Origin of the sequence: Streptomyces aculeolatus (genome assembly GCF_020400605.1) — a bacterium.
Classification (GTDB): Bacteria; Actinomycetota; Actinomycetes; order Streptomycetales; family Streptomycetaceae; genus Streptomyces; species Streptomyces aculeolatus.
The window spans coordinates 257,887-280,620 of record NZ_JAINRD010000009.1; the positions used below are offsets into that span (position 1 = coordinate 257,887).

Genomic DNA, 22,734 nt, shown 5'->3' on the forward strand with positions numbered 1-22,734 from the left:
CGTACACCGGGACGGGCGGCGTCATCACCGAAACGGCCCCACGCTCTACGGAGGCAGCAGCGGCCCGCACTCCCAGTGCTGGAAGACCAGCCGCGTCTCCACCCGGGCGACCTCCCGGTGCGAGGTGAACTCGTCCAGGACCAGGCGCTGGAGGTCGGCGGCGTCGCGTACGGCGACGTGCAGGAGGTAGTCGTCCGGGCCCGTGAGGTGGAACAGCGCGCGGGACTCGGGCAGCGAGCGGATCCGCTCGACGAACGGGCCGATCAGGTCGCGGCGGTGCGGGCGCACCTGCACCGACAGCAGCGCCTCCAGGCCGCGGCCGAGCCGCGCCGGGTCGATCGCGAGCCGGTGGCCGGTGATCACGCCGGCGCGGCGCAGCCGGGCCACGCGGTCCAGGCAGGTGGAGGGGGCGACGCCCACGGCGGCGGCGAGATCGCGGTTGGTGGTCCGGGCGTCGTTCTGCAGCACCCGCAGAATCTCCAGGTCCACCGGATCGAGAGCAGGCGAATCGGGCATCAACCGAACGTAGCACGGCCGACGACCCCGACAGTCCGTACGACCTTCAGCATCGGGGCATGGAGATCCCGACGCGTTCACTCGCCACCGAGGCCGTGCACGCCGGGCGCGAAGACCTCGCCGCCCTCGGCCTGCACGCCGCCCCCCTCGACCTGTCCACGACCTACCCGTCCGCCGACAGCAGGGGCGAGGCCGCCCGTATCGACGAGTTCGCCGCCACCGGCGCCGCGCTCGAAGGCCCGCAGGTCTACGGCCGGCTCGGCAATCCCACCGTCGCCCGCTTCGAAGATGCCCTCGCCCGGCTGGAAGGCACCGAGTCGGCCGTCGCGTTCGCCAGCGGGATGGCGGCCCTCAGCGCCTGCCTGCTGGTACGCGGCAGCCTCGGCCTGCGGCACGTCGTCGCCGTCCGGCCGCTCTACGGGTGCAGCGACCACCTCCTCGACAGCGGGCTGCTGGGTACCGAGGTGACCTGGACCGACCCGGCCGGCGTCGCCGACGCCCTCCGCCCGGACACCGGCCTGGTGCTCGTCGAGACCCCCGCGAACCCCACCCTCGCCGAGACGGACCTCAGGGCCGTCGCGTACTCCTGCGGCTCGGTCCCGCTGCTCGTCGACAACACCTTCGCCACCCCCGTCCTGCAGCGTCCCGCAGAACACGGCGCCCGGCTCGTACTGCACAGTGCCACCAAGTACCTCGGCGGCCACGGCGACGTGATGGGCGGCGTCATCGCCTGCGACGAGGAACTGGCCGGGGCGCTGCGCCGGATCCGCTTCGCCACCGGCGGCGTGCTGCACCCGCTCGCCGGCTACCTGCTGCTGCGCGGCCTCGCGACCCTGCCGGTACGGGTACGGGCCCAGTCCGCGGCCGCCGCGGAGCTGGCCCGCCGGCTCGCCGGCCACCCCGCGGTGGCCCGGGTGCGCTACCCGCGGCTCGGCGGCGCGATGGTCGCCTTCGAGGTGCGCGGCGACCCGCACGCGGTCATCGGCGCCGTGCGGCTGATCACCCCGGCGGTGAGCCTCGGCAGCGTCGACACCCTCATCCAGCACCCGGGTTCGATCAGCCACCGCATCGTCGACCCGGCCGACCGCCGCTCGGGCGGCATCGGCGAGCGGCTGCTGCGGATGTCGGTGGGGCTGGAGGACGTGGACGACCTGTGGACGGACCTGAGCGCGGCGCTCGACGCCGCGGGCGATGGGACCGACGGGCCCGGGGGGACGGAGGGCGCCGCCGTCAGCGGAGCCCGGCAGGGCCCGACGCGGGGATGAGCCGCTCGTCCAGGTGGGCGGTGACGACCAGCGTCGCGCCGTCCACCTGGTATTCCAGCGGCACGCCTGCCTTGCGCACCGTGGCCGCCATCGCGGCGTCCAGCGCCCGCGTCACCACGTACACGCTGGCGTAGCCCAGGCCCGCGGCCATCGCCAGCAGCCGGCGCAGCAGGTCCGTGCCGAGCCCGCGGCGCTGCCAGGCGTCCTCCACCAGCAGCGCGACCTCCGCCTCGTCGCCGTCCCACAGCAGGTGCCCGAGGGCCACGAGCCGGCCGCCGGCCGTCTGCACGGCCAGCGTCCGGCCGAAGTGCGGGCTCAGCAGGTGCCGCAGATAGCCGTCGGCCTCGTCCGGCGGGCCCAGGTAGCGCATGCCCAGCGTCCGCCGGGAGCAGCGCCGGTGCATCGCCAGCGCGGCGTCGTGGTCCCCTGGCCCGGCCTCGCGGACCGTGAGGAGGCCGGCGGCGCGCGGCCGTGTGGCGTCCCGGCGGCGCGGCGGGCGGGCCCCCGGACGGCAGTCCGGCGCGGGGTGGGCCCTGCCGCCCGCCCGGGCCACGGCGGCGATCGTGTACGGACCCGGCGTTGCGGGCGCGCGCCGCGGGCCCTCCTCCGTCGGTTCGGTGTGATCGGCCATGAACTCCAGCTTTCCGGACGGGTATTGCGTGATCAAGAACGAGCTGTGACCGGATGGTAAAGGGTGAATCGGACCTAAGGGGTCAGTTTTCAGCCGACGTTCGCGAGCCGCCGCAGCACCCGGCCGCAGCGCCGTGCGTACGCGCGCTGGAAGACGCCGAGGAGCGGTCCCATGGTTGCCACCCACCGCGCGGCCGGGCGGCTGTACGCCGCGACGGTCAGCCAGACGGCGCCGTCGTCCGCCCACTCCACGACGAACGCCTCCTCACCCGTCTCCGGGTGCCCCGCCAGCGTCCCGTACCCGAACCCGCCGCGCCGCTCGCCCCGTTCCGCCCACACCACACGGCAGGGCGCGGTGATGCGCAGCGGCCGCAGTCCGATGCCGACGACGAGCCGCACGCCGGGCACCGCCCGCGGCCCCTCCGCGTCTATGGTGACCCCGACCGCCCGGTGCATCCGGAACGTCAGCACCGCCTCGGTCGCCGCCCGGTACGCCCGCGGGCCCGAGCCGACGCGGGTGCGTACCGCGAAGGCGTCGAACCCCGCCGGCCTGCGGCCCTCCCGGGTGGCGCCGACCGGGGCGTACGTGAAGTCGTCCACGCCCCGCAGCGTACGCGTCGCGGAGTGACGCGCCGCCGCGGGACGCCCGGTGGACGCCTCGGCTACTGCCCGACGAGCCCCGGCCGCAGCACCTTCGTGAACAGCACCGCCCCGCCCTCCTCGCGCAGCCGCACCGTCAGCTCGCGGCTGCCGCCGTCGATCTCCACCTCGCCGTAGAACTGGAAGCCCTGGCTCGGCGCCACGTTGGCAGCCTCCGGCGCCTTCAGGAACACCCGCTCCGGCCCGAACGTGCCGTCCAGGGCGCTGCCCGGGAACGCGCCCGCGTGCAGCGGACCGGTGACGAACTCCCAGAACGGCGCGAAGTCCTTGAACCCCGCCCGCGCCGGGTCGTAGTGCTGCGCGGAGGTGTGGTGCACGTCCGCGGTCAGCCACACGGTGCCCGTGATCCCGCGCTGCTTGATGTGCCGCAGCAGCTCGGCGATCTGCAGCTCCCGGCCCAGCGGCGCGCCCGGATCGCCCTGCGCGACCGCCTCGACGTCCGTCCCGTCCGGCACGACCAGGCCGAGCGGCATGTCGGAGGCGATGACCTTCCACTCCGCGCGGGAGCGCTGAAGCTCCCGCTTGAGCCAGGCCAGCTGCTCGCGCCCGAGGACGCCGTGCACGTCGTCGGGGGCGAGCCCGTCGGAGTTGGCGTTGCGGTACGTGCGCATGTCCAGCACGAAGACGTCGAGCAGCGGTCCGTACGAGACCCTGCGGTAGATCCGGCCGGCGCCGTCGGAGCGCAGCGTCGGGACCGGGAAGTACTCGGCGAACGCGCGCCGGGCGCGGGCGGCGAGCACGTCGGCGCGGCGCTCCGTGTAGCGCTCGTCGGTGAGGATCTCGCCCGGGTACCAGTTGTTGACGACCTCGTGGTCGTCCCACTGCACCACGATCGGGACCTGCGCGTTGAAGCGGCGCACGTTCTCGTCGAGGAGGTTGTAGCGGAAGTTGCCGCGGTACTCGGCGAGCGTCTCGGCGACCTTCGCCTTCTCCTCCGTGACCAGATTGCGCCACACGCTGCCGTCCGGCAGCGTGACCTGGGTGCTCAACGGGCCGTCGGCGTATACGGTGTCGCCGCTGTGCAGGAAGAAGTCCGGGTCGAGGCGCTGCATCTCGTCGTACACGCGGTAGCCGCCGCGGTCGGGGTTGATGCCCCAGCCCTGGCCCGCGACGTCGCCCGACCAGACGAAGCGCACGTCGCCGCGGCGCCCCGGGGCCGTACGGAACGTGCCCTCGACCGGCTCGCCGGAGCGGCGCGGATCGTCCGCGTCCTCCAGTACCACCCGGTAGTGCACCTGTTCTCCGGGCGGCAGCCCGTGCAGCCGGACGGTGCCGGTGTAGTCGGTGCCCGGGCCGAGCAGCGGGCCGCGGCGGCGCTGCACCTTGCGGAACGAGTCGGTCGCGGAGGTCTCCACGACCATCCGCGCCGGGCGGTCGGCCCGTACCCACACCGTGCCGCCCCGGTCCGTGACATCGCCCACCTGGACGCCCCACGCGGCCCCCGGCCGGCCGCCGAGCGCCTGCGCGGGCGCGGCGCCGGACAGCGCGGGCACCGCAAGCGCTGCGGAGGCGGCGAGGCCGCCGCGCAGCACCGAACGGCGCGCGGGGCCGCCGCTCCCTCTGTCTCCCGTGTTCACCTGGTCTCCCGTCGACGTGCGGATCGTCGTGCGCCGTCAGACCTACCGGCGTGTGTTGCCCGTGGCACGAACGACAAGTGAACAACTGCCCCCGCGGCGGGGGGAAGTGCGCCGCGCGGAGAGTAATCACGTGTGCGCGGGATTGGACAGGTGGGGGTCTCATCAGGTGATATGGAGTGGTGGCACACGGCATCGATCTCGACGTCTTCGAGGAGCACCGTTCCGTCCTGATGGGCGTGGCGTACCGCATGCTGGGTGCGTTCGCCGACGCCGAGGACGTGGTACAGGACACCTGGCTGCGCTGGTCGGCCGCGGACCGCGAGCGGGTCCGCGACCCGCGCGGCTACCTGGTGCGCATCGCCACCCGCCTCTCCCTCGACCGGCTGCGCCAGACGCAGGCGCGGCGCGAGGCGTACGTAGGCTCCTGGCTCCCGGAGCCGCTCGCCACCGACGTGCTCGGCGAATCGCTGCCGGACAGCTCGGAGCGGGCGCTGCTGGACGAGTCGGTGACGCTGGCGATGCTCGTGGTGATGGAGTCGCTGTCGCCGCTGGAGCGGGCCGTCTTCGTGCTCCGGGAGGCCTTCGGCTTCCCGTACGCGGAGATCGGCGCGATGCTCGACCGCTCCGACGAGGCCGTGCGCCAGCTCGCCGGCCGCGCCCGGCGGCACGTCACGCAGCGCAAGCCGCGCTACGACGTCGACTCCGTCGAGCAGCGCGACATCACCGAGCGGTTCCTCGAAGCCGCCTCCGGCGGTGACATGGACGGTCTGATGGCGCTGCTGGCCTCGGACGTGGACGTGATCTCGGACACCGGGGGCAAGGCGAGGGGGCCGAGGCGCGTCATCAACGGCGCCGACAACGCGGCCCGGACGTTCATCGGCGGCGCCCGCGGCGTCTACGACGTGGTGGAACCGGAGACGGTCTTCCGCGAGATCAACGGCGAGCTCGGGGTGGTGGTCCTGTCGAAGGGCGAGCCGGACACGGTCATGGTCCCGCAGTTCCGGGACGGCCGGATCGCCCGCATCTACATCATGCGCAACCGCGACAAGCTCCGCGGCATCGGCAAGTAGCGGATCCGGCCGCGTACGGTACGGACCCCACCGGGGGCCGGCCGGTCCCGGCCCCGGCCGCTACAGCCCGCCGGAGACCCGCAGCACCGCGCCCGTGGTGTACGACGCCTCCTCGGACAGCAGCCACGCCACCGCCCCGGCGATCTCCTCCGGCTCCCCGGGCCGGCGCATCGGCACCCGCTCCGGGTTGCGCCACGGCCGCTCGGGGTCGCCCATCGCCGCGTGCATGTCGGTGACGGTCATCCCGGGCTGCACGGAGTTCACCCGTACGCCCTCGGGCCCCAACTCCTTGGCCAGGCCGAGCGTCATGGTGTCCACGGCGGCCTTGCTCGCCGCGTAGTGCACGTACTCGCCGGGGCTGCCGAGGGTGGCGGCGCCGGAGGAGATGGTGACGATCGCGCCGCCGCGGCCCCCGTGCCGGGTGGACATCTCGTGCACCGCCCGCCGGGTGCACACGAACGTGCCCATCACGTTGACGTCCAGCACGCGGCGCATCACGTCGAGGGACGTCTCGTCGAACCGGCCGAGCGGCCCGGTGATCCCGGCGTTGTTCACCAGCCCGGTGACCGGCCCCAGACGCTCGCGGGCGGTGTCGAACAGCGCGTCGACCTGCCCGGCGTCGCTGACATCGGCCCGTACGGCCACGCACGCGACCCCCTCGGCCCGCGCCTCCGCCGCCACCCCCTCCGCGGCGGCCTCCGCCCGCTCGTACGCCAGCGCGACGGCGTGACCCGCACGGGCCAGTCTGCGCACGATCGCCGCGCCGATGCCGCGGCTGCCCCCGGTGACCACCGTGACCTGGTCCATCACTGTCCTTCCCCCGTCCTTCCGATCGCCGGACGGACGGTACCCCAGGGGCATTGGTCTTGACCAAGTCCGGGTGGGGTCCTACTGTCGGCGAGAGATACTGCAACAACCTTTCATAAACAACCGCGCATAAAGGCGGCCAGGCCGACGGGGATTGCGAGGATCAGGTGGGGACCACGCAGCCGGACACCGTGACCGAGCTGAAGTACTGGCATCTGAAGGGTGTGATCAGTGAGGCGCTCGAGTCGGAGTTCTCGGTAGGGGAGATCCTGCCCAACGAGCGCGAGCTGGCGGCCCGCTTCGGCGTCGCCCGCGCGACCCTGCGGCAGGCACTCGACCAGCTGGAGCTGGAGGGCCGGCTGCAGCGCAGGCGCGGCGTCGGGACGACGGTCGCGCCGCCGCGCGTCGGCGTGCCGGTGGGCTCCCCGCGGCAGATGTGGCCGGCCGAGGCCGACGACGGCTGGGAGGCCGTCGACGCCGCCGCGGTCCCGGCGCCCGCGGCCGTCGCGCGCATGCTCGGCACCGACGCGACGGAGCCGGTGCACCGGGTGCACCGCTCCCGCAGCCGCAACGGGCAGCCGGTCGCGGCCGAGCTGATCTACGTGCCGGGCGTCTCCGCGCCCGGGTTCAGCCGCGGTGACGCCTCCGTCGGCGCCGTCCGCGCCCGCGCCGTGCTGCACGAGCTGCACCGGCTGCCGCTGGAGGGCCAGGACCGCACCGTCGAGCTGGGCTCGGCGCGCGCGGAGGACGCCCGCGAGCTGGACCGGCTGCCGGGCGCCCCGGTGCTGGTGGTCACCACGCGCTACGTCTCCCGGGGGCGCACCGCCGCCGTCGCGGTCTCGACGTACCGCGCGGACACCTGCCGGCTCACCCTCGACGCCGACGCGGCGGTGCTGGCGAGCTGAGCCGCCGCCCACGCCGTACGGACCGGGCGGGAGACCCGGCGCGGAGCAGGAGGACACGGGCAGCAGGCCGGGCCGGGAGCGCACACCCCGCCCGGCCCGCGGCTTCCCGGCTCAGCGCCGTGCCGTGACCGTGCTCTCCACGGCGAACAGCTCCTCGTCGAGGTGGTCCAGGGCCAGCCGCAGCGCACCCGTGGCCACCGCCGCCTCGCCCAGCAGCGACAGCACGACCTCAGGGGGCCGCAGGCAGTAGCGGGCCAACTCCGTGTGCAGCGGCTCCAGCACGTCGTCCACGCCCGCCGCCCAGCCGCCGATCACCACCAGCTCGGGGTCCAGGGCCAGTACGAGCGCGGCGACGTCGTGCACCAGTCGCTGCATGAACCGGTCCACGGCCCGGCGCGCCCGCTTGTCGCCGCCCTGCGCCAGGGAGAAGACCTCCGCCACCGCCGGCTCGTCCAGCGGGTGCAGCGGCTCGCCCGTGACGCTCAGCAGCTTCTCCGGCGTCGCCTCCCGGCCCAGCAGGTGCAGCGCCCCGATCTCGCCCGCCGCGCCGCCGAAGCCGCGGTGCAGCCGCCCGCCGATCAGCGACCCGGCGCCCGGGCTCAGCCCGGCGCGGACGAAGACCACGTCGGCCGAGTGCCGCGCGGCGCCCTTCCAGTGCTCGGCGACGGCCGCGGTGTTCGCGTCGTTCTCCACCAGCACCGGGCAGCGGAACGAACGGCCCAGCCGCTCCGTGAGATTGATGCCCGTCCAGCCGGGCAGCGCGGAACTCAGCCGCACCATGCCGTCCGCCTCCACGATGCCGGGGCTGCCGACGCCCACCGCGCGCAGCGTGCTGCGCGCCACGCCGGTGCGCCGCAGCACCTCCTGCACCACGGCCCGTACGGCCGCCAGCCGGTCGTCGGCCTCCGCGGTCTCGTCCACGGTGCGCGACGCCGAGCCGCGCAGCCGGCCGTCGAGGTCGGAGAGCAGGACCGAGACCCGGTGCGGGCCGATCTCGATGCCCAGCAGATGGCCCGACTCGGCGTGGAAGCGGAACTTGCGCGCGGGCCGGCCCTGGCGCCGCGTCGTACCCTCCTCGGCCGGGGCCTCCACCACCAGCCCGCTGGCCGCGAGGCCCTCCAGCACGCCGTCGAGGGTGGGCCGCGAGAGCCCGGTGGTGCGCGCCAGCTCGGTCAGCGTCGCCGCACCCGCGTCGCGCAGCGCGCGCAGGACGACGGCGGAGTTGATCCGCCGCAGCAGGGACGGATCCCCGCCGGTGAGCTGCGCCAACGTCAGCCTCCCTGAGCGTGCTTCCGGATAGCGGATCGTATCCGCTATCCGGCCGCGCCGGGAGCGACGAACCCCGACTCGTACGCGGTGATCACCGCCTGTGTGCGGTCCCGGGCCCCCAGCTTCGCCAGGAGCGCACTGACGTGCGATTTGACCGTCTCGGTGCCGAGCACCAGCTCCGCAGCGATCTCCGCGTTGGTCAGCCCCCGGGCGATGAGGCGCAGCACCTCGCTCTCGCGGTCGGTCAGCCGCGCCGCCGCCACGGCCGCGCGCGCCCCCTCGTTGCCGTGCCCGGCGGCCAGTGACCGCAGCGCGGCCGGGAACAGCAGCGACTCGCCCTCGGCGACCAGGCGCACCGCGTGCACGATCTCCGCGGGCCGGGCCCGCTTGAGCAGGAAGCCGTCGGCGCCGGCGCGCAGCGCCCCGTACACGTACTGGTCCTCCTCGAAGGTCGTGACGACGAGGATCTTCGGCGGCGCGGGGAAGGCGCGGAGTACCGCCCGGGTGGCCTCGATACCGTCCATCAGCGGCATCCGCACGTCCATCGCGACGACGTCGGGCGCCAGCTGCCGTACGAGCGGGATCACGGCCGCGCCGTCGGCGGCCTCGCCGACCACCTCGATGTCCGGCTGCGCTTCGAGGATCGCCCGCAGCCCGGCGCGGACCAGGGCGTCGTCGTCGACGAGGAGGACGGAGACGGGCACGGCGTCACTGTATCGGCAGGGTGACCCGCACCCTCCACTCACCGTCGTGCGGTCCGGCGACGGCCTCGCCGCCGAGCAGGGCGGCGCGCTCGCGGATGCCGCGCAGGCCGCTGCCGCCGGGCCCGGGCGCGGGCGCCGCCCGGGGCAGCTCGTTGCGTACGTGCAGCTCCAGCTCGCCCGCCGAGGCCGCGATACGGACCGTGACCGGCACCAGCCCGGCGTGCCGCAGCACGTTCGTCAGGCACTCCTGCACGATGCGGTAGCCCTCCCGGGACACCGGCCCCGGCACCGTCTCCAGCGGCCCCTCGATCTCCGCGCTGATCGCGGCCCCGGCGCCGCGCGCGGAGGCCACCAGCCGCTCCGCCTCGGCCAGCCCGGGCCGCCGGGACGGCGGTGCGGAGTCCTGGCGCAGCAGCCGCAGCACCCGCTCCAGGTCCTCCAGCGCCTCCCGGCCGGTGTCCTCGATCGCGCGCAGCGCCCGCTCGGTGAACTCCGGCGACCCGGCGGCCCGGGCGGCACCGGCCTGCACGACGGCGACGGTCAGCGCGTGCCCGATGGTGTCGTGCAGCTCGCGGGCCAGCCGGTTGTGCTCCAGCAGCCGTTCGGTGCGTTCCTCCAGCGCCGCCAGCCGCTCGGCGGCCGAAGGGCCGAGCAGCCGGGGCGCCAGCGCCGCGATCAGCGCGCCGAACCCCCAGCCGGCCGCCAGCAGGGCCGCCACCGCAACCGGGACGAGCAGCGGGTACGACCCGCGCCACGGGCCCGGCAGCGGCACGACCTCCGCCTCGAACGAGGACCAGTGGTGCGCGGAGGTCAGCGCGACGGTCAGGAAGATGCCCTGGATGCCGGCCACGGCGGCCAGCAGCCCCACCCACATCCGCAGCACCAGCCAGACGAACACCCGCCCGCGGTCGGCCCACGAGGCGGCCGGCGTGCGTGCGAGCCCCGGATCCGGCTGCGCGTCCGTGCCGTGCGGACCCGGGAACAGCAGCAGCCGGGCCTGCATCGTCTCCAGGAGCCGGGTGGCGGGGATCGCCGCCGCGACGGCGAGCAGCGGCACCGGGCCGAGGGCGAGGATGGCATAGCTGACCGCCGGCGGCACCTCGTCCACGCCCCAGACGAAGGCGCCCAGCAGGGCCAGCGTCGCGGCGATGAACAGGTGCAGCCAGCGCGTGTACGTCACCGACCGCAGCACCGGCCGCAGCGGGCGGCGGAGGGATCGGAGGAGGCGGGACACGCCGTCCATCGTGCCAGCGCCCCGGAGGTGGCGGCTCCCCCGCACGGGGGAGCCGCCACCCGCGCGCGGGGGAGGACCCGGCGGGGTCCCGACCGGCAGCGTGGGTTCCATGACAGCAGCAACAGCCATCGAGGTCAGCCGGCTGACCAAGGACTACGGGGACGTCCGGGCGCTCGACGCCGTGACCTTCACCGTCCGGCCGGGCCGCGTCACCGGCTTCCTCGGCCCCAACGGCGCCGGCAAGTCCACCGCCATGCGCCTCGTCCTCGGCCTGGACCGGCCCACCGCGGGCACCGCCACCGTCGGCGGCCGGCCCTACGCCGAACTCTCCGACCCGCTCCGGCACGTCGGCGCCCTGCTCGACGCCCAGGCCGCCCACGGCTCCCGCTCCGGCCGCGCCCACCTGCGCGCGCTGGCCGCGAGCAACGGCCTGCCGGACGCCCGCGTCGCCGAGGTCCTGCGGCTGACCGGGATCGAGTCCGCCGCGGGCCGGCGGGTGCGGACGTACTCGCTCGGCATGCGCCAGCGCCTCGGCATCGCCGCCGCGCTGCTCGGCGACCCGCCCGTGCTGCTGCTGGACGAGCCGTCCAACGGGCTCGACCCCGAGGGCATCGTATGGATCCGCAAGCTGCTGCGGCGGCTGGCCGGCGAGGGCCGCACGGTGCTCGTCTCCAGCCATCTGATGGCGGAGACCGCCGCGTTCGCCGACCACCTCGTGGTGCTCGGCCGCGGCCGGCTGCTCGCCGACTCGCCGCTGGCCGAGTTCGTCGAGGGCCGGGCCGACCTGGAGGAGGCGTACCTCCGCCTGACCGCCTCGGCGGCGGAGTTCACCAGCGGGACCGGGGAGGTCTGAGAGATGAATGCCACCGCCGTGCTCCGCTCCGAGTGGATCAAGATCACGACGCTGCGCGGCACCGTGTGGTCGCTGGCGTGCGTGCTGCTCGTCACCGCCGGCTTCGGGATCCTCGCCAGCACCGCCCAGGGCGGCGCCGAGGTCGACGGCGACTTCGACCCGCTGTTCTCCGTCCTCACCGGGGTGGGACCCGGCCAGATCGCCGCGATCGTCTTCGGCACGCTCGCGGTGTCGTCCGAGTACCAGAGCGGGCTGATCCGCGCCACGCTGGCCGCCGTGCCGCGGCGCGGGCTGCTCTACGCGGCCAAGCTCGCCCACGTCGGCGGGCTCACGTTCGCCGTCGCGCTGCCCACGACGCTGCTGTCGTTCCTGGTCGGCGGCGCCGCGCTCGGCGACCGGGCGCTGGGCCTGGGCGACGACCACGCGCTGCTCGGCGTCGTAGGCGGCGCCGTCTACCTCACGCTCATGGCGCTGCTCGCCGCGGGGCTCGCCGCCGTGCTGCGGAGCGGGATCGCGGTGCTGGGCATCCTGATCCCGTTCGTGCTGGTGGTGTCGATGGTGCTCGGCGTCGGGTCGTCGGCGGGATTCGCGGACTACCTGCCGGACCGCGCCGGGCAGCAGGTGCTCTTCGCCGACCCGCCGACGGACGTCCCCCCGCTCGCCGGCCTGGCGGTCACCGCGCTCTGGGCGGGCGCGGCGGTGCTGGCCGGCTGGTGGACGCTGCGCCGGCGGGACGCGTAGGCACGGCGGACGCGCAGGACCGGCGGACGCGCAGGAGGGGCGCGGGCGCTGCTACGGGGCCGGGGCGGTCCGCGTCACAGGATCGCCCCGGGCGCGTAGCCCGCCGCCTGCGGATGCCGCTTCACGACCTCCTCGACCCGCGCCGCGACGGCCGCCACCTGCTCCTCCGCGGCGCCGGTGAACGACAGCCGGTCCGCCATCAGCGCCTGGAGCCGGTCCCGGTCCAGCGGGATGCGGTCGTCGGCCGCAAGCCGGTCGAGGAGTTCGTTGCGCTCGGCGCCGCGCTCGCGCATCGCCAGCGCCGCGGCGACCGCGTGCTCCTTGACGACCTCGTGCGCCTCCTCCCGGCCGACCCCGGCCCGTACCGCCGCCATCAGCACCTTGGTGGTGGCCAGGAAGGGCAGGTAGCGGTCCAGCTCGCGGGCGATCACCGCCGGGAAGGCGCCGAACTCGTCCAGTACTGTCAGGAACGTCTCCAGCAGCCCGTCCAGCGCGAAGAACGCGTCCGGCAGCGCCACACGGCGCACCACCGAGCAGGACACGTCGCCCTCGTTCCAGGTGTCGCCCGCCAGCTCCGCGGTCATCGAGGCGTAGCCGCGCAGGATCACCATGAGGCCGTTCACGCGCTCGCAGGAGCGGGTGTTCATCTTGTGCGGCATCGCCGACGAGCCGACCTGGCCGGGCTTGAAGCCCTCGGTGACCAACTCGTGCCCGGCCATCAGCCGGATCGTCTTCGCCAGCGACGACGGCGCGGCGGCGACCTGCACCAGGGCCGCGACCACGTCGTAGTCCAGCGAGCGCGGGTAGACCTGGCCGACGGAGGTAAAGGCGCGGGCGAAGCCCAGGTGGCCGGCGACCCGGCCCTCCAGCTCCGCGAGCTTCGCGGCGCCCTCCTTGCCGCCGCCGAGCAGGTCGAGCATGTCCTGTGCGGTGCCGACCGGGCCCTTGATACCGCGCAGCGGGTAGCGCGCGAGCAGGTCCTCCACGCGGCCGTACGCGGTCAGCAGTTCGTCGGCGGCGGTGGCGAACCGCTTGCCCAGCGTGGTGGCCTGCGCGGCGACGTTGTGCGAGCGGCCGGCCATCACCAGCCCGGAGTGCTCGCCCGCCAGCCTGCCCAGCCGGGCCAGCACCGCGACCGCGCGGTCGCGCACCAGCTCCAGCGACTGCCGCACCTGGAGCTGCTCCACGTTCTCGGTCAGGTCGCGGGAGGTCATGCCCTTGTGGATCTGCTCGTGCCCGGCGAGCGCGTTGAACTCCTCGATCCGGGCCTTCACGTCGTGCCGCGTGACCTTCTCGCGCGCGGCGATCGACGCGAGGTCGACGTCCTCCAGCACGCGCTCGTAGTCGGCGACGGCGCCCTCGGGCACCTCGATCCCCAGGTCCCGCTGGGCGCGCAGCACGGCCAGCCACAGGCGCCGCTCCAGGACGACCTTGTGCTCGGGGGACCAGAGGGCGGCCAGCTCGGCGGAGGCGTAGCGGGCGGCCAGGACGTTGGGGATGCGCGGCTTGTTCACGTGGGGAGATTCTACGGACCCCCGGGGCGGGGTGCGGACGGCGGCCGGTGCGGGCGTACGGGGGCGCTCGGTCGGGCCCGTACGCGCGGGCGCGCGTCAGGCGTCGTACGGGAGCAGCTCGGGGCGCTTGGGTGCGCGGCCGTCGCCGGAGGAGCGGCCGGTGAGCCGGCGGTGCACCCACGGCAGCAGGTGCGTACGGGCGAAGCGGACGTCCGCGCCCCGCCGGGCGAGCCACGGCGGCTGCGGCGCCGCCGGCGGCAGCGGGCCCGTCCAGTCGTACTCCGGCGCGCCGCCGAGCGTCTGCCAGACGGCCTCGCCGACGCGGCGGTGGCCTTCGGGCGTCAGGTGCAGCCGGTCGTCGTGCCACAGCCGCACGTCGCGGAGCACGTCGGCGCCGTAGAGGTCGACGACCAGGGCGCCGTGCCGCGCGGCGAGGTCGTCGACGTGCGCGAAGAGCTGCTCCATCCGCGGCCTGACCCGCTCCAGCACCCGGCCGTCGCGCCCCGGGCTGCGCATCAGCACCAGCTGCTTGCAGCTCGGCGCCAGCCGCGCCACCGCCTCATCGAGCACGCCGCACACCCGGTCCATGTCGCAGCGCGGCCGGATCGCGTCGTTGAGGCCGCCGACGAGGGTGATGACGTCGGCTTCCATGGCGGCGGCCCGGTCGACCTGCTCGTCGAGGATCTGGCGGATGAGCTTGCCGCGGACGGCCAGGTTCGCGTAGCGGAAGCCGGGCTGCGCCGCCGCGAAGCGGGCCGCGAGGAGGTCCGCCCAGCCGCGGTAGGAGCCGTCGGGCTGCAGGTCGGACATGCCTTCGGTGAAGGAGTCACCGACCGCGACGAAACTGGTGTATCGGACGTTCACGTCCGCCGATCCTACCCGCCGCCGCGGGCCCGCCCCGCCGCGGCCGGGCCGCAGGTCAGGACCGGCTGCCGACCAGCTCGCGGAGCACGTCCTCCATGGTCACCAGCCCCGTCACCCGGTCCTCCTCGTCGGTCACCGCGGCCAGGTGGGTGCGGCTGCGGCGCATGGCGGTCAGCACGTCGTCCAGCGGCGCGCTCGCGCGCACCCGGGCGATGCGGCGCATGGCCGTACGCGGGTAGGGCGTCTCGCGGTCGGCTGCGCCGAGTGCGTCCTTGACGTGCAGATAGCCCAGGATCCTGCGGCTGTCGTCCACCACCGGGAAGCGGGAGAAGCCCGAGGCCACGGCCAGCGCCTCCAGCGCCTCCGGGGTGACGCCGACGTGCGCGGTCACCACGTGCCCCGTGGGCACCACCACGTCGCCCACGGGGCGGCGGCCCAGCTCCAGCGAGTCCCGCAGCCGCTCGGCGGAGCGGTCGTCGAGCAGCGCGGCCTCGGCGGAGTCCGCCACCATCCGGGCCAGGTCGGCGTCGGAGAACGACGCGGCGACCTCGTCGCGGGTCTGCACGCGCAGCAGCCGCAGCAGCGCGTTGGCGAAGGCGTTGACGGTGAAGACGACGGGGCGCAGCGCGCGGGTGAGCGCGACCAGCGGCGGGCCCAGCAGCAGCGCGGAGCGCACCGGGTCGGCCAGCGCCACGTTCTTCGGCACCATCTCGCCGAGCAGCATGTGCAGGTATGTGGCCACGGCCAGGGCGATGGCGAACGAGATCGGGTGCACCAGCCCGTGCGGCACCCCCACCGCGTCGAAGAGCGGCTCCAGCAGGTGCGCGATGGCCGGCTCGGCGACGACGCCGAGGACCAGCGTGCACAGCGTGATGCCGAGCTGGGCCGACGCCATCAGCGTGGAGACGTGCTCCAGGCCCCAGATCACGCGGCGCGCCCGGCGGTCGCCGTCCTGCGCGTACGGCTCGATCTGGCTGCGCCGTACCGAGATGAGTGCGAACTCCGCGCCCACGAAGAAGGCGTTGAGCACCAGCGTCAGCAGGCCGACGAGCAACTGGACGGCGGTCATCCGTCCTCCCCCCTTCCGGCGGCGGTCGCGCCGCCCCTGCCCCTGCCCCTGCTGCTGCCGCCGCCCGGGCCGTCCGGGCCGCCGGAGCCGTCGGCGTCGTCGGCCTCCGCGCCCGGCGGCGGGGCGTGCAGCAGGACGCGCGCCGCGCGCCGCCCGGTCGCGTCCACGACGTCCAGCCGCCAGCCGCCGACGTCCAGCGCGTCCCCGTCGACGGGGATGCGGCCCAGCTCGGTGGCGATGAGCCCGGCCAGCGTCTCGTACGGGCCCTCCGGCACCCGCAGCCCGATCTCCGCGAGCTGGTCGGGGCGCACCCCGCCGTCGGCGTCGAAGAGCATCCGGCCGTCCGGGGCCGCGCCGCTGGGCAGCAGGTCGGGCGTCTCCAGCGGGTCGTGCTCGTCCCGCACCTGGCCGATGACCTCCTCCACGACGTCCTCCATCGTGACCACCCCGGCGGTGCCGCCGTACTCGTCGATCACGACCGCCATGGACCGCTTGTCCGTCAGCCGGTCCATCAGGTGGTCGACGGGCAGCGTCTCGGGCACCGGCACCGGCTCCCGCAGCAGCCGGGTCAGCGGGTGGCGGGCGCGGCGGTCCGCGGGGATGCCGAGCACGTCCTTGACGTGCACGTAGCCGAGGACGGTGTCGAGATTGCCGCGGTAGACGGGGAAGCGGGACAGGCCGGTGGCGCGGGAGGCGTCGACGACGTCGCCGACGGTGGCGTCCGCCTCCAGCGCGACGACCTGCATCCTGGGCGTCATCACGTTCTCCGCCGTCAGCTCCGCGAGCCCGAGGGTACGGACGAACAGCTCGGCGGTGTCGGCCTCCAGCGAGCCCTTCTTCGCCGAGTGCCGGGCCAGCGCGGCGAGTTCCTGCGGGCTGCGGGCGGAGGCCAGCTCCTCGGCCGGCTCCAGGCCCATCAGCCGCAGCACCCGGTTGGCGGTGTTGTTCAGGTGGCCGATGAACGGGCGGAAGACGGCGCTGAACGTGCGCTGGAAGGCCGCGACGTTCTTGGCCATGACCAGCGGGCGGGAGATGGCCCAGTTCTTCGGCACCAGCTCGCCGACGACCATGAGCACGACGGTCGACAGCGCCGTGCCCAGCACGAGCGCGACGCTGGAGGTGGCCGAGTCCGGTACGCCCGCCGCCCGCAGCGGGCTGTGGAGGAGGGCCGCGACGGACGGCTCGGCGAGCATGCCGACGACGAGGTTGGTGACGGTGATGCCGAGCTGCGCGCCGGAGAGCTGGAAGGTCAGGCTGCGTACGGCCGCCAGGGCGCCGGCCGCGCCGCGCTCGCCGCGGTCCACGGCCCGCTCCAGCTCGGCCCGCTCCACCGTCGTCAGCGAGAACTCGGCGGCCACGAACAGCCCGCAGGCCAGGCAGAGCGCCAGGGCCAGGGCCAGCAGCAGCACCTCGGTCATCGGGTCACCTCCGTCTCATGATCACGCAGGGTCGCGGCGGTCGCGCGGCGACGGCGGTCAGCCGGCGGCGAGCGGCTTGACCCAGCGCCTCCACTGCTCCTGGTGCTCGTAGCCCCCGGCGTGCCACGCGTGGTGTGCCCGCTCGTTGCGGGTCAGCACCATCGCGTCCGCGCGCCGGCCGCCGAAGGCGGCGAACCGCCGCTCCGCCGCGGCCAGCAGCGCCGTGCCGACCCCGCGGCGCCGGTGGCCGGGGTGCACGGCCAGCCGGTACAGGTGGCAGCGCCAGCCGTCGAACCCGGCGATGACGGTGCCCGCCAGCTCCCCGCCGCGCTCGGCCAGCAGCAGCGCGCCCGGGTCGCGCTCCAGCAGCCCGAGGACGCCCGCCTCGTCGTCGCTGACGGACGTGCCCTCCGCCGCCGTCTGCCAGAACGCGAGCACCGCCGGTACGTCCGCGGGCGCCGCGGCCCGGATGTGGAGATCGTCCATGCCCGGCATCCCATCACCGCGGCCCCGCCCGCGTCGACCGGATTCGGCATGCGCCCTGGCCGCGGCAGCCCGGCGGCCCGCCCGCGGTCACTCGTGCGCGATGGCCGCCAGGACGTTGAGCCGGGACGCCCGCAGCGCCGGCAGCAGGGCGGCCAGCAGGCCGACCAGCACCGACCCGATCACCACGGCCAGCTGCACCGTCCAGTCGATCGCGAAGGCGCGCATGCCCTCCAGCGCCAGCACCTCGTGTACCCCCGCGCCCCACGCCAGGCCCAGCACGAGGCCGAGCAGCGCGCCGAACACGGCGATCACGACGGACTCCAGCCGGATCATCCGCCGCGTCTGGCGTCTGGACAGCCCGATGGCCCGCAGCATGCCGATCTCCCTGGTCCGCTCCACCACCGACAGCGCCAGCGTGTTCACCACGCCCAGCACCGCGATGACGATCGCCAGCCCCAGCAGCGCGAAGACCAAGTAGAGCAGCACGACGATCTGCTCCCGGATCAGCTCCTTGAAATCGGCCTGGTCGCGCACCTTCACCTGCGGGAAGTCCGCGAGGCCGCTCTCCAGCGACGCGCGCAGCCGGTCGACGTCGGTGCCGCCGGCGGCGTTGACGAAGACGACCGCCTCCTGGCCGCCGGGCAGGTACTCCTCCAGGGTCTGCATGCCCAGGAAGAAGCCGCCCGCCGCGCCGAACCCGCCGCTGGTCTCCTGCTTGGTGAGCGCCCCGACGGTCAGCTCCGCCTTCTTGCCGTTGGAGAACTCCACCTCAAGCGTGCTGCCGATACGTATGCCGTGGTCGCGGGCGAACTGCCGCTGGAGGCCCACGTGCCCGGGCGCGAGCGCGGCACCGGTGTCGCCCTCCGCGTACTCCAGCCGGCTGACCTTGTCCAGCTCCTTGTCGAAGGCGCCCGCGCTGGTGCTGGTCTTCTCGCCGTCGGGCAGCGTCACCCGCAGTGGCGCGAACCGCTGGCGGACCACGAGGCCCACGCCCTCCGCATCCTTGACCCGCTCGGTGACCTCGCGGGGGAACGGGCCGAAGTTGTCGCTCTGCACGAGGAAGTCGGCGCCCAGCGTCCGGTCGATCTCCTCGTCGAAGGATTTCGTCATGGACGCGGCGGCCACCGACATGCCGCCGACCAGGGCCAGGCCCACCATCAGCGCCACGGCCGTCGCGCCGGTGCGCCGCGGGTTGCGCAGCGCGTTGCGCTGGCTGAGGGCGCCGACCGAGCCGAAGATGCGGGGGAACCAGCCGCCCAGCACCCGGATCACCGGCCGGACCAGCAGCGGGCCGGCCGCCACCACGGCGAGCATGGTCAGCACCACGCCGCCCACCAGGTACACGGCGGAGTCCCGGGTCCGGTCCGCCGTGGCGCACAGGACGAACGACGCCGCCCCGAGGACCCCGAGGACCGAGCCGAGCACCGCCCGGACCCGCATCGGCCGGCCGACCTCCGCGATCTCCAGGTCGGCGAGCGCCGCCATGGGGGAGACCCGCGCCGCGCGCCGGGCCGGCAGGTACGCCGCGACGAACGTGACGCCCACGCCCACCGCGTACGCGAGGACCGGCGTCAGCCAGCTCACGACCATCTCGGCGGCGTCCAGGTTCATCCCCAGCAGGCCCATCGTCTCGATGAGCCCCGCGGCGAGCCCGATGCCGCTGAGCAGGCCGAGCGTGGAGCCCGCCAGACCGAGCAGCAGCGCCTCGGTGAGCACCGAGCGGCGGACCTGCCGCCGGTCCGCGCCGAGCGCGCGCATGAGCCCCAGCTCGCGGGTGCGCTGCGCGATGAGCATCGAGAACGTGTTGACGATGAGGAAGATGCCGACCAGCACGGCGATCCCGGCGAAGCCGAGCATTACGTACTTGATGATGTCGAGGAACGTGCCCAGCTCCTCCGCCGCCGACTTCGCCTGCTCATCGGCGGTCTGCACGGCGTACTCCCCGCCGAGCGCCTCCTTGACGCGCTTCTTCAGCTGGGCGTCCGACACCCCCGGCGCCGCGTCCACGGACACCGACGTGGCCGGCGCCGCGTCCCCGGCCTCCGGGTCCGCGGACTCCGGCTTCTCCAGCAGCTGGCGCTGCGCCGCGGCCGTCTCCAGATAGACCACCGTCGCGCCCGGGTTGGTGGTCGTGAACTTCGCGATGCCGACGACCTCGGCCTCGAACGTGCCGGGCTGCGCGATGACGTTGAGCTTGTCGCCGATCCCGATGTCCTTGCGGTCGGCGGTGTCCTTGTCGAGCAGGGCCTCGCCGGCGCCGGCCGGCTCGCGGCCGTCCGACAGCTCCACCGGGCTGCGGTCGCTCACGTACCAGTTGGTGGCGATCGTCGGGGGGCCGGTGGTCCGGCCGAGCGGCTCGTTCTCCGCGTCGGTGACGGTGAGGTTGTCCACCTCTACGTCGAGGTGGACGTCCTCGACCCCGGGCACCTTCGCCGCGTCCTCCGCCACCGACGCGGGCAGTGTCGGCACCAGCCCGGAGGAGAACCCGCGGTTCTGCTCGAACGCCTCCTTCGGCGAGACCGCGACGTCGGCCGCCGTGGAGGCGAAGAGCCGGTCGAACGTGCGGCTGACGGTGTCGGAGAAGATGAGGCTGCCGGAGACGAACGCCACCGACAGCACCACGGCCAGCGCCGAGAGCAGCATCCGCCCCTTGTGCGCGAAGAAGCTGCGCAGAGTCGCCTTGAGCACGCCGCCTCAGCTCTTCCTGACGCCGTCGAAGCGCTTCATGCGCTCCAGCACCGCGTCGGCCGTCGGCTGCGGCATCTCGTCCACGATCCGCCCGTCGGCCAGGAAGAGCACCAGGTCGGAGTGGGCGGCGGCGCCCGGGTCGTGGGTCACCATCACCACCGTCTGCGCCAACCGGTCGACCGCCTCCCGCAGGAACCCCAGCACTTCGAGGCCGGAGCGCGAGTCGAGGTTGCCCGTCGGCTCGTCGGCGAAGATCAGCTCGGGCCGGGAGGCCAGCGCCCGCGCGCACGCCACCCGCTGCTGCTGGCCGCCGGAGAGCTGCGAGGGCCGGTGGTCGAGCCGGTCGCGCAGGCCGAGCGTGCCGACCACGCGGTCCAGCCACTCGGGGTCGGGCCTGCGGCCCGCGATGTCCATGGGCAGCGTGATGTTCTCCAGCGCGTTCAGCGTGGGCAGCAGGTTGAACGACTGGAACATGAAGCCGATCCGGTCGCGGCGCAGCCGCGTCAGCTCCCGCTCGCCCAGGCCCGTGATCTCCGTGTCACCCAGCCAGACCCGCCCGGAGGTCACCGTGTCGAGCCCCGCGAGGCAGTGCATCAGCGTGGACTTGCCGGAGCCGGACGGGCCCATGACCGCAGTGAAGCGGGCGCGGCCGATCTCCACGTCCACCGCGTCCAGCGCCACGACCGCCGTCTCGCCGCTGCCGTACGTCTTCGTCAGCCCGCCGGCCCGGGCCGCGACCCCGGCGGGCGGTCCCGCTTCGCGTCTGTCGAGTGCCGCCGGTGTGGACAATGCCGTTCCCCCATCGGGCTGTGAGCCGGGCGCCGGGTGCGCGTTCCTGTCGGTCCGCCGCACGCCGTGCGCGCCCGGCGGGGACCTGCTGCGAGGCCGCGCGACCGATCGGGTCCACGCCGCCTGCCAGCGAGACTAGGCCGCCGCGGAATCGCGCGCATCCCTCCCGGGTGGCACCTGTGGACAACGCCCTACTCCCGCGGGAGGACGGCCCTCTCCTGTGGACGGCGCAGTGGCCGTCAGCCTCGCAGCGCAGTGCCCAGGACGTGGTACGAGGCCGGGGTCGGCGGCCCCTTCTCCGGCACCCGCAGCCGCCGGTACGCGCCGAGCGTGAACCCCGCGGCGGTCAGCTCGCCGAGCACGTCGCGGCCGGAGTGGCAGCCGCCGAGCAGCAGCGGCCACACCGTACGGTCCGCCGCCCGCTGCACCGCCCGCATCACCCGCCCCTCGGCCCGCCCGTGCTCGTAGAACCGCAGCTCGCCGCCCGGCCGCAGCACCCGGCGCACCTCCTCCAGCGCGCGCGGCACGTCCGCGACCGAGCACAGCACCAGCGAGGCGACGGCGGCGTCGAACGACCCGCTTTCGAGCGGCAGGTCCTCCGCCGTCCCCGGCATCACGTCCACCTGCACGCCCGCCCGCAGCGCCGCCGCCGCGCCGAGCCGCCGCAGGTGGCGCTCCGGTTCGATCGCGACCACCTCGGAGACGGCGGGCGGGTAGTGGGCGAAGTTCAGCCCGTTGCCCGCGCCGATCTCCACAACGCGGCCGGTCAGGCCGGTCAGCAGCTCCTTGCGGAGCTCGGCGACCCCGCCCCGCTCGTCGGCGGTGACGCTGAGACGGGCGTAGAAACGCGCGAAGTGCGGGTGGTACACGGCGTCCTTCGCGGCGCTCGGCGGTGACGGCATACCGGCCTCCTGGCGAGTGGGGTCAGTGCGATTGTCCCTTCCCGGGGCCACCGGGGGCCTGCCGCGCGCGGAAGGTGTCGGCGTCCCAGTGCCCGCCGAGCGCCGGCGCCAGCCACCCGGGAGCCGCCGCGCCGAACTCCCCCGGACCGTACGCGCCCGCGCCCTCCGGCACCGCGCCCAGCAGCGGGACCCGCGCCGTGGCCGGCAGGTCCGCCAGGTTGCACCGGGCCGCCAGGTCCGGGGCCGCCGGCCAACTGCCCACCACCGCACCCGGGCACGCCAGGCCGCGGCGCCGCAGCGCCTCGGTGGTCAGCTCGGTGGCGTTCAGGGTGCCCAGCCCGGCGGCGGCCACGACCAGCACCGGAGCCGCCACCAGCCGGGCCACCTCCGCCAGCGTGCCGCCCGCGTCGTCGAACCGCACCAGCAGCCCGCCCGCGCCCTCCACGAGCACCAGGTCGTAGTCGTACCCCAGCTTCTCCACCATCCCCGCCGCGTCGGCCGCCGTCAGCGGCGGCAGCCCCGCGCGCCGGGCGGCCGTCGCCGGGGCCAGCGGCTCGGGGAAGCGGGCCAGCTCCACCGCCTGTACACCCGGGACGAGGCGCGCCGCCTCGTCGGCGTCGCCCGGCTCATCCGGTGCCACACCGGTCTGCGCCGGTTTGAGCACGGCCACCGAGCGGCCCCGCGCCAGCGCCGCGGCGGCCACGGCGGCGGTGACGACCGTCTTGCCCACACCGGTCGACGTGCCGGTGACCACGAGTACGCTGCCCATCGAC

The 22,734-nt window shown here is 74.9% G+C and carries 22 protein-coding genes; 5 read left to right on the forward strand and 17 right to left on the reverse strand.

Features of this window, described 5'->3' with window-relative positions:
- Positions 1-45 precede the first annotated feature (45 nt).
- On the reverse strand, positions 46-516 hold the full coding sequence (locus LG396_RS18195) for an Lrp/AsnC family transcriptional regulator (RefSeq protein ID WP_026276406.1): 471 nt from the start codon (positions 514-516) through the stop codon (positions 46-48).
- Between the two features lie 59 nt (positions 517-575).
- Here LG396_RS18195 and LG396_RS18200 point away from each other — a divergent pair, with 59 nt between their 5' ends.
- On the forward strand, positions 576-1,781 hold the full coding sequence (locus LG396_RS18200; RefSeq protein WP_225795529.1) for a trans-sulfuration enzyme family protein: 1,206 nt from the start codon (positions 576-578) through the stop codon (positions 1,779-1,781).
- Here LG396_RS18200 and LG396_RS18205 read toward each other — a convergent pair.
- The 3 genes from LG396_RS18205 to LG396_RS18215 form a co-directional block, all read right to left on the reverse strand.
- Positions 1,747-2,412, reverse strand: coding sequence for a GNAT family N-acetyltransferase (locus tag LG396_RS18205; protein WP_372483530.1), 666 nt, complete (start codon positions 2,410-2,412; stop codon positions 1,747-1,749). The two genes, LG396_RS18200 and LG396_RS18205, sit on opposite strands and share 35 nt — an antisense overlap.
- Positions 2,413-2,501: 89 nt before the next feature.
- Positions 2,502-3,011 carry a DUF1990 domain-containing protein gene (locus LG396_RS18210; RefSeq protein WP_225795530.1) on the reverse strand — a complete coding sequence of 170 codons (510 nt, stop codon included), beginning with the start codon at positions 3,009-3,011 and terminating at the stop codon, positions 2,502-2,504.
- A gap of 62 nt (positions 3,012-3,073) precedes the next feature.
- Positions 3,074-4,603 (reverse strand): alkaline phosphatase D family protein, encoded by a 1,530-nt coding sequence (locus LG396_RS18215; protein WP_225795560.1) that lies wholly within the window; start codon positions 4,601-4,603, stop codon positions 3,074-3,076.
- Positions 4,604-4,824: 221 nt separating this feature from the next.
- Between LG396_RS18215 and sigJ the strand changes: the two genes are divergently transcribed.
- Positions 4,825-5,718 carry an RNA polymerase sigma factor SigJ gene (sigJ, locus tag LG396_RS18220; protein ID WP_018837798.1) on the forward strand — a complete coding sequence of 298 codons (894 nt, stop codon included), beginning with the start codon at positions 4,825-4,827 and terminating at the stop codon, positions 5,716-5,718.
- Positions 5,719-5,778: 60 nt separating this feature from the next.
- Here the strand turns inward: sigJ and LG396_RS18225 are convergent, their stop codons facing one another.
- A complete protein-coding gene (locus LG396_RS18225; RefSeq protein ID WP_018837797.1) occupies positions 5,779-6,525 on the reverse strand; it encodes an SDR family oxidoreductase in 747 nt (248 codons plus the stop codon).
- Between the two features lie 167 nt (positions 6,526-6,692).
- Here LG396_RS18225 and LG396_RS18230 point away from each other — a divergent pair, with 167 nt between their 5' ends.
- Positions 6,693-7,430 carry a GntR family transcriptional regulator gene (locus LG396_RS18230; protein ID WP_018843647.1) on the forward strand — a complete coding sequence of 246 codons (738 nt, stop codon included), beginning with the start codon at positions 6,693-6,695 and terminating at the stop codon, positions 7,428-7,430.
- A gap of 111 nt (positions 7,431-7,541) precedes the next feature.
- Here LG396_RS18230 and LG396_RS18235 read toward each other — a convergent pair whose 3' ends face one another.
- From LG396_RS18235 to LG396_RS18245, 3 genes are read right to left on the reverse strand one after another with little or no spacing between them, the layout of a single operon-like run.
- The gene (locus LG396_RS18235) at positions 7,542-8,699 is read right to left on the reverse strand and encodes an ROK family transcriptional regulator (protein ID WP_225795531.1); all 1,158 of its coding nucleotides are present in this window, start codon (positions 8,697-8,699) and stop codon (positions 7,542-7,544) included.
- A 44-nt stretch (positions 8,700-8,743) separates the two neighbouring features.
- On the reverse strand, positions 8,744-9,403 hold the full coding sequence (locus tag LG396_RS18240) for a response regulator transcription factor (protein WP_018837794.1): 660 nt from the start codon (positions 9,401-9,403) through the stop codon (positions 8,744-8,746).
- A 4-nt stretch (positions 9,404-9,407) separates the two neighbouring features.
- Entirely contained in the window at positions 9,408-10,646 is a 1,239-nt protein-coding gene (locus tag LG396_RS18245; protein WP_225795532.1) for a sensor histidine kinase, read from the reverse strand.
- A gap of 100 nt (positions 10,647-10,746) precedes the next feature.
- Between LG396_RS18245 and LG396_RS18250 the strand changes: the two genes are divergently transcribed.
- Together LG396_RS18250 and LG396_RS18255 are read left to right on the forward strand one after the other, a co-directional pair.
- Positions 10,747-11,490, forward strand: coding sequence for an ABC transporter ATP-binding protein (locus tag LG396_RS18250; protein WP_372483532.1), 744 nt, complete (start codon positions 10,747-10,749; stop codon positions 11,488-11,490).
- Between the two features lie 3 nt (positions 11,491-11,493).
- Positions 11,494-12,231 carry an ABC transporter permease gene (locus tag LG396_RS18255; RefSeq protein WP_018837791.1) on the forward strand — a complete coding sequence of 246 codons (738 nt, stop codon included), beginning with the start codon at positions 11,494-11,496 and terminating at the stop codon, positions 12,229-12,231.
- 74 nt (positions 12,232-12,305) lie between these two features.
- Here the strand turns inward: LG396_RS18255 and purB are convergent, their stop codons facing one another.
- From purB to bioD, 9 genes are all read right to left on the reverse strand, one after another.
- Positions 12,306-13,745, reverse strand: coding sequence for an adenylosuccinate lyase (gene purB / locus LG396_RS18260; RefSeq protein ID WP_100303257.1), 1,440 nt, complete (start codon positions 13,743-13,745; stop codon positions 12,306-12,308).
- A gap of 96 nt (positions 13,746-13,841) precedes the next feature.
- Positions 13,842-14,609, reverse strand: coding sequence for an SGNH/GDSL hydrolase family protein (locus LG396_RS18265; RefSeq protein WP_225795533.1), 768 nt, complete (start codon positions 14,607-14,609; stop codon positions 13,842-13,844).
- 55 nt (positions 14,610-14,664) lie between these two features.
- A complete protein-coding gene (locus LG396_RS18270) occupies positions 14,665-15,678 on the reverse strand; it encodes a hemolysin family protein (protein ID WP_027744939.1) in 1,014 nt (337 codons plus the stop codon).
- On the reverse strand, positions 15,675-17,096 hold the full coding sequence (locus LG396_RS18275) for a hemolysin family protein (RefSeq protein ID WP_225795534.1): 1,422 nt from the start codon (positions 17,094-17,096) through the stop codon (positions 15,675-15,677). Before LG396_RS18275 ends, LG396_RS18270 begins: the two co-directional genes overlap by 4 nt.
- Before the next feature lie 57 nt (positions 17,097-17,153).
- Positions 17,154-17,582, reverse strand: coding sequence for a GNAT family N-acetyltransferase (locus tag LG396_RS18280; RefSeq protein WP_225795535.1), 429 nt, complete (start codon positions 17,580-17,582; stop codon positions 17,154-17,156).
- A gap of 87 nt (positions 17,583-17,669) precedes the next feature.
- A complete protein-coding gene (locus LG396_RS18285; RefSeq protein ID WP_225795536.1) occupies positions 17,670-20,270 on the reverse strand; it encodes an ABC transporter permease in 2,601 nt (866 codons plus the stop codon).
- Between the two features lie 6 nt (positions 20,271-20,276).
- Positions 20,277-21,059 (reverse strand): ABC transporter ATP-binding protein, encoded by a 783-nt coding sequence (locus LG396_RS18290; protein ID WP_225795537.1) that lies wholly within the window; start codon positions 21,057-21,059, stop codon positions 20,277-20,279.
- A 239-nt stretch (positions 21,060-21,298) separates the two neighbouring features.
- Complete coding sequence (locus tag LG396_RS18295; protein ID WP_225795538.1) at positions 21,299-21,961, reverse strand: class I SAM-dependent methyltransferase; 663 nt, start codon at positions 21,959-21,961, stop codon at positions 21,299-21,301.
- A 22-nt stretch (positions 21,962-21,983) separates the two neighbouring features.
- On the reverse strand, positions 21,984-22,730 hold the full coding sequence (gene bioD, locus LG396_RS18300) for a dethiobiotin synthase (protein ID WP_225795539.1): 747 nt from the start codon (positions 22,728-22,730) through the stop codon (positions 21,984-21,986).
- Positions 22,731-22,734 lie beyond the last annotated feature (4 nt).

Excerpts from the sequence above, each read along its gene's own strand:
- LG396_RS18195 (WP_026276406.1), bottom strand. The coding sequence starts at position 516 with ATGCCCGATTCGCCTGCTCTCGATCCGGTGGACCTGGAGATTCTGCGG.
- LG396_RS18200 (WP_225795529.1), top strand. The coding sequence starts at position 576 with ATGGAGATCCCGACGCGTTCACTCGCCACCGAGGCCGTGCACGCCGGG.
- LG396_RS18205 (WP_372483530.1), bottom strand. The coding sequence starts at position 2,412 with ATGGCCGATCACACCGAACCGACGGAGGAGGGCCCGCGGCGCGCGCCC.
- LG396_RS18225 (WP_018837797.1), bottom strand. The coding sequence starts at position 6,525 with ATGGACCAGGTCACGGTGGTCACCGGGGGCAGCCGCGGCATCGGCGCG.
- LG396_RS18245 (WP_225795532.1), bottom strand. The coding sequence starts at position 10,646 with ATGGACGGCGTGTCCCGCCTCCTCCGATCCCTCCGCCGCCCGCTGCGG.
- LG396_RS18250 (WP_372483532.1), top strand. The coding sequence starts at position 10,747 with ATGACAGCAGCAACAGCCATCGAGGTCAGCCGGCTGACCAAGGACTAC.
- LG396_RS18255 (WP_018837791.1), top strand. The coding sequence starts at position 11,494 with ATGAATGCCACCGCCGTGCTCCGCTCCGAGTGGATCAAGATCACGACG.
- LG396_RS18270 (WP_027744939.1), bottom strand. The coding sequence starts at position 15,678 with ATGACCGCCGTCCAGTTGCTCGTCGGCCTGCTGACGCTGGTGCTCAAC.
- LG396_RS18275 (WP_225795534.1), bottom strand. The coding sequence starts at position 17,096 with ATGACCGAGGTGCTGCTGCTGGCCCTGGCCCTGGCGCTCTGCCTGGCC.
- LG396_RS18280 (WP_225795535.1), bottom strand. The coding sequence starts at position 17,582 with ATGGACGATCTCCACATCCGGGCCGCGGCGCCCGCGGACGTACCGGCG.
- LG396_RS18295 (WP_225795538.1), bottom strand. The coding sequence starts at position 21,961 with ATGCCGTCACCGCCGAGCGCCGCGAAGGACGCCGTGTACCACCCGCAC.
- bioD (WP_225795539.1), bottom strand. The coding sequence starts at position 22,730 with ATGGGCAGCGTACTCGTGGTCACCGGCACGTCGACCGGTGTGGGCAAG.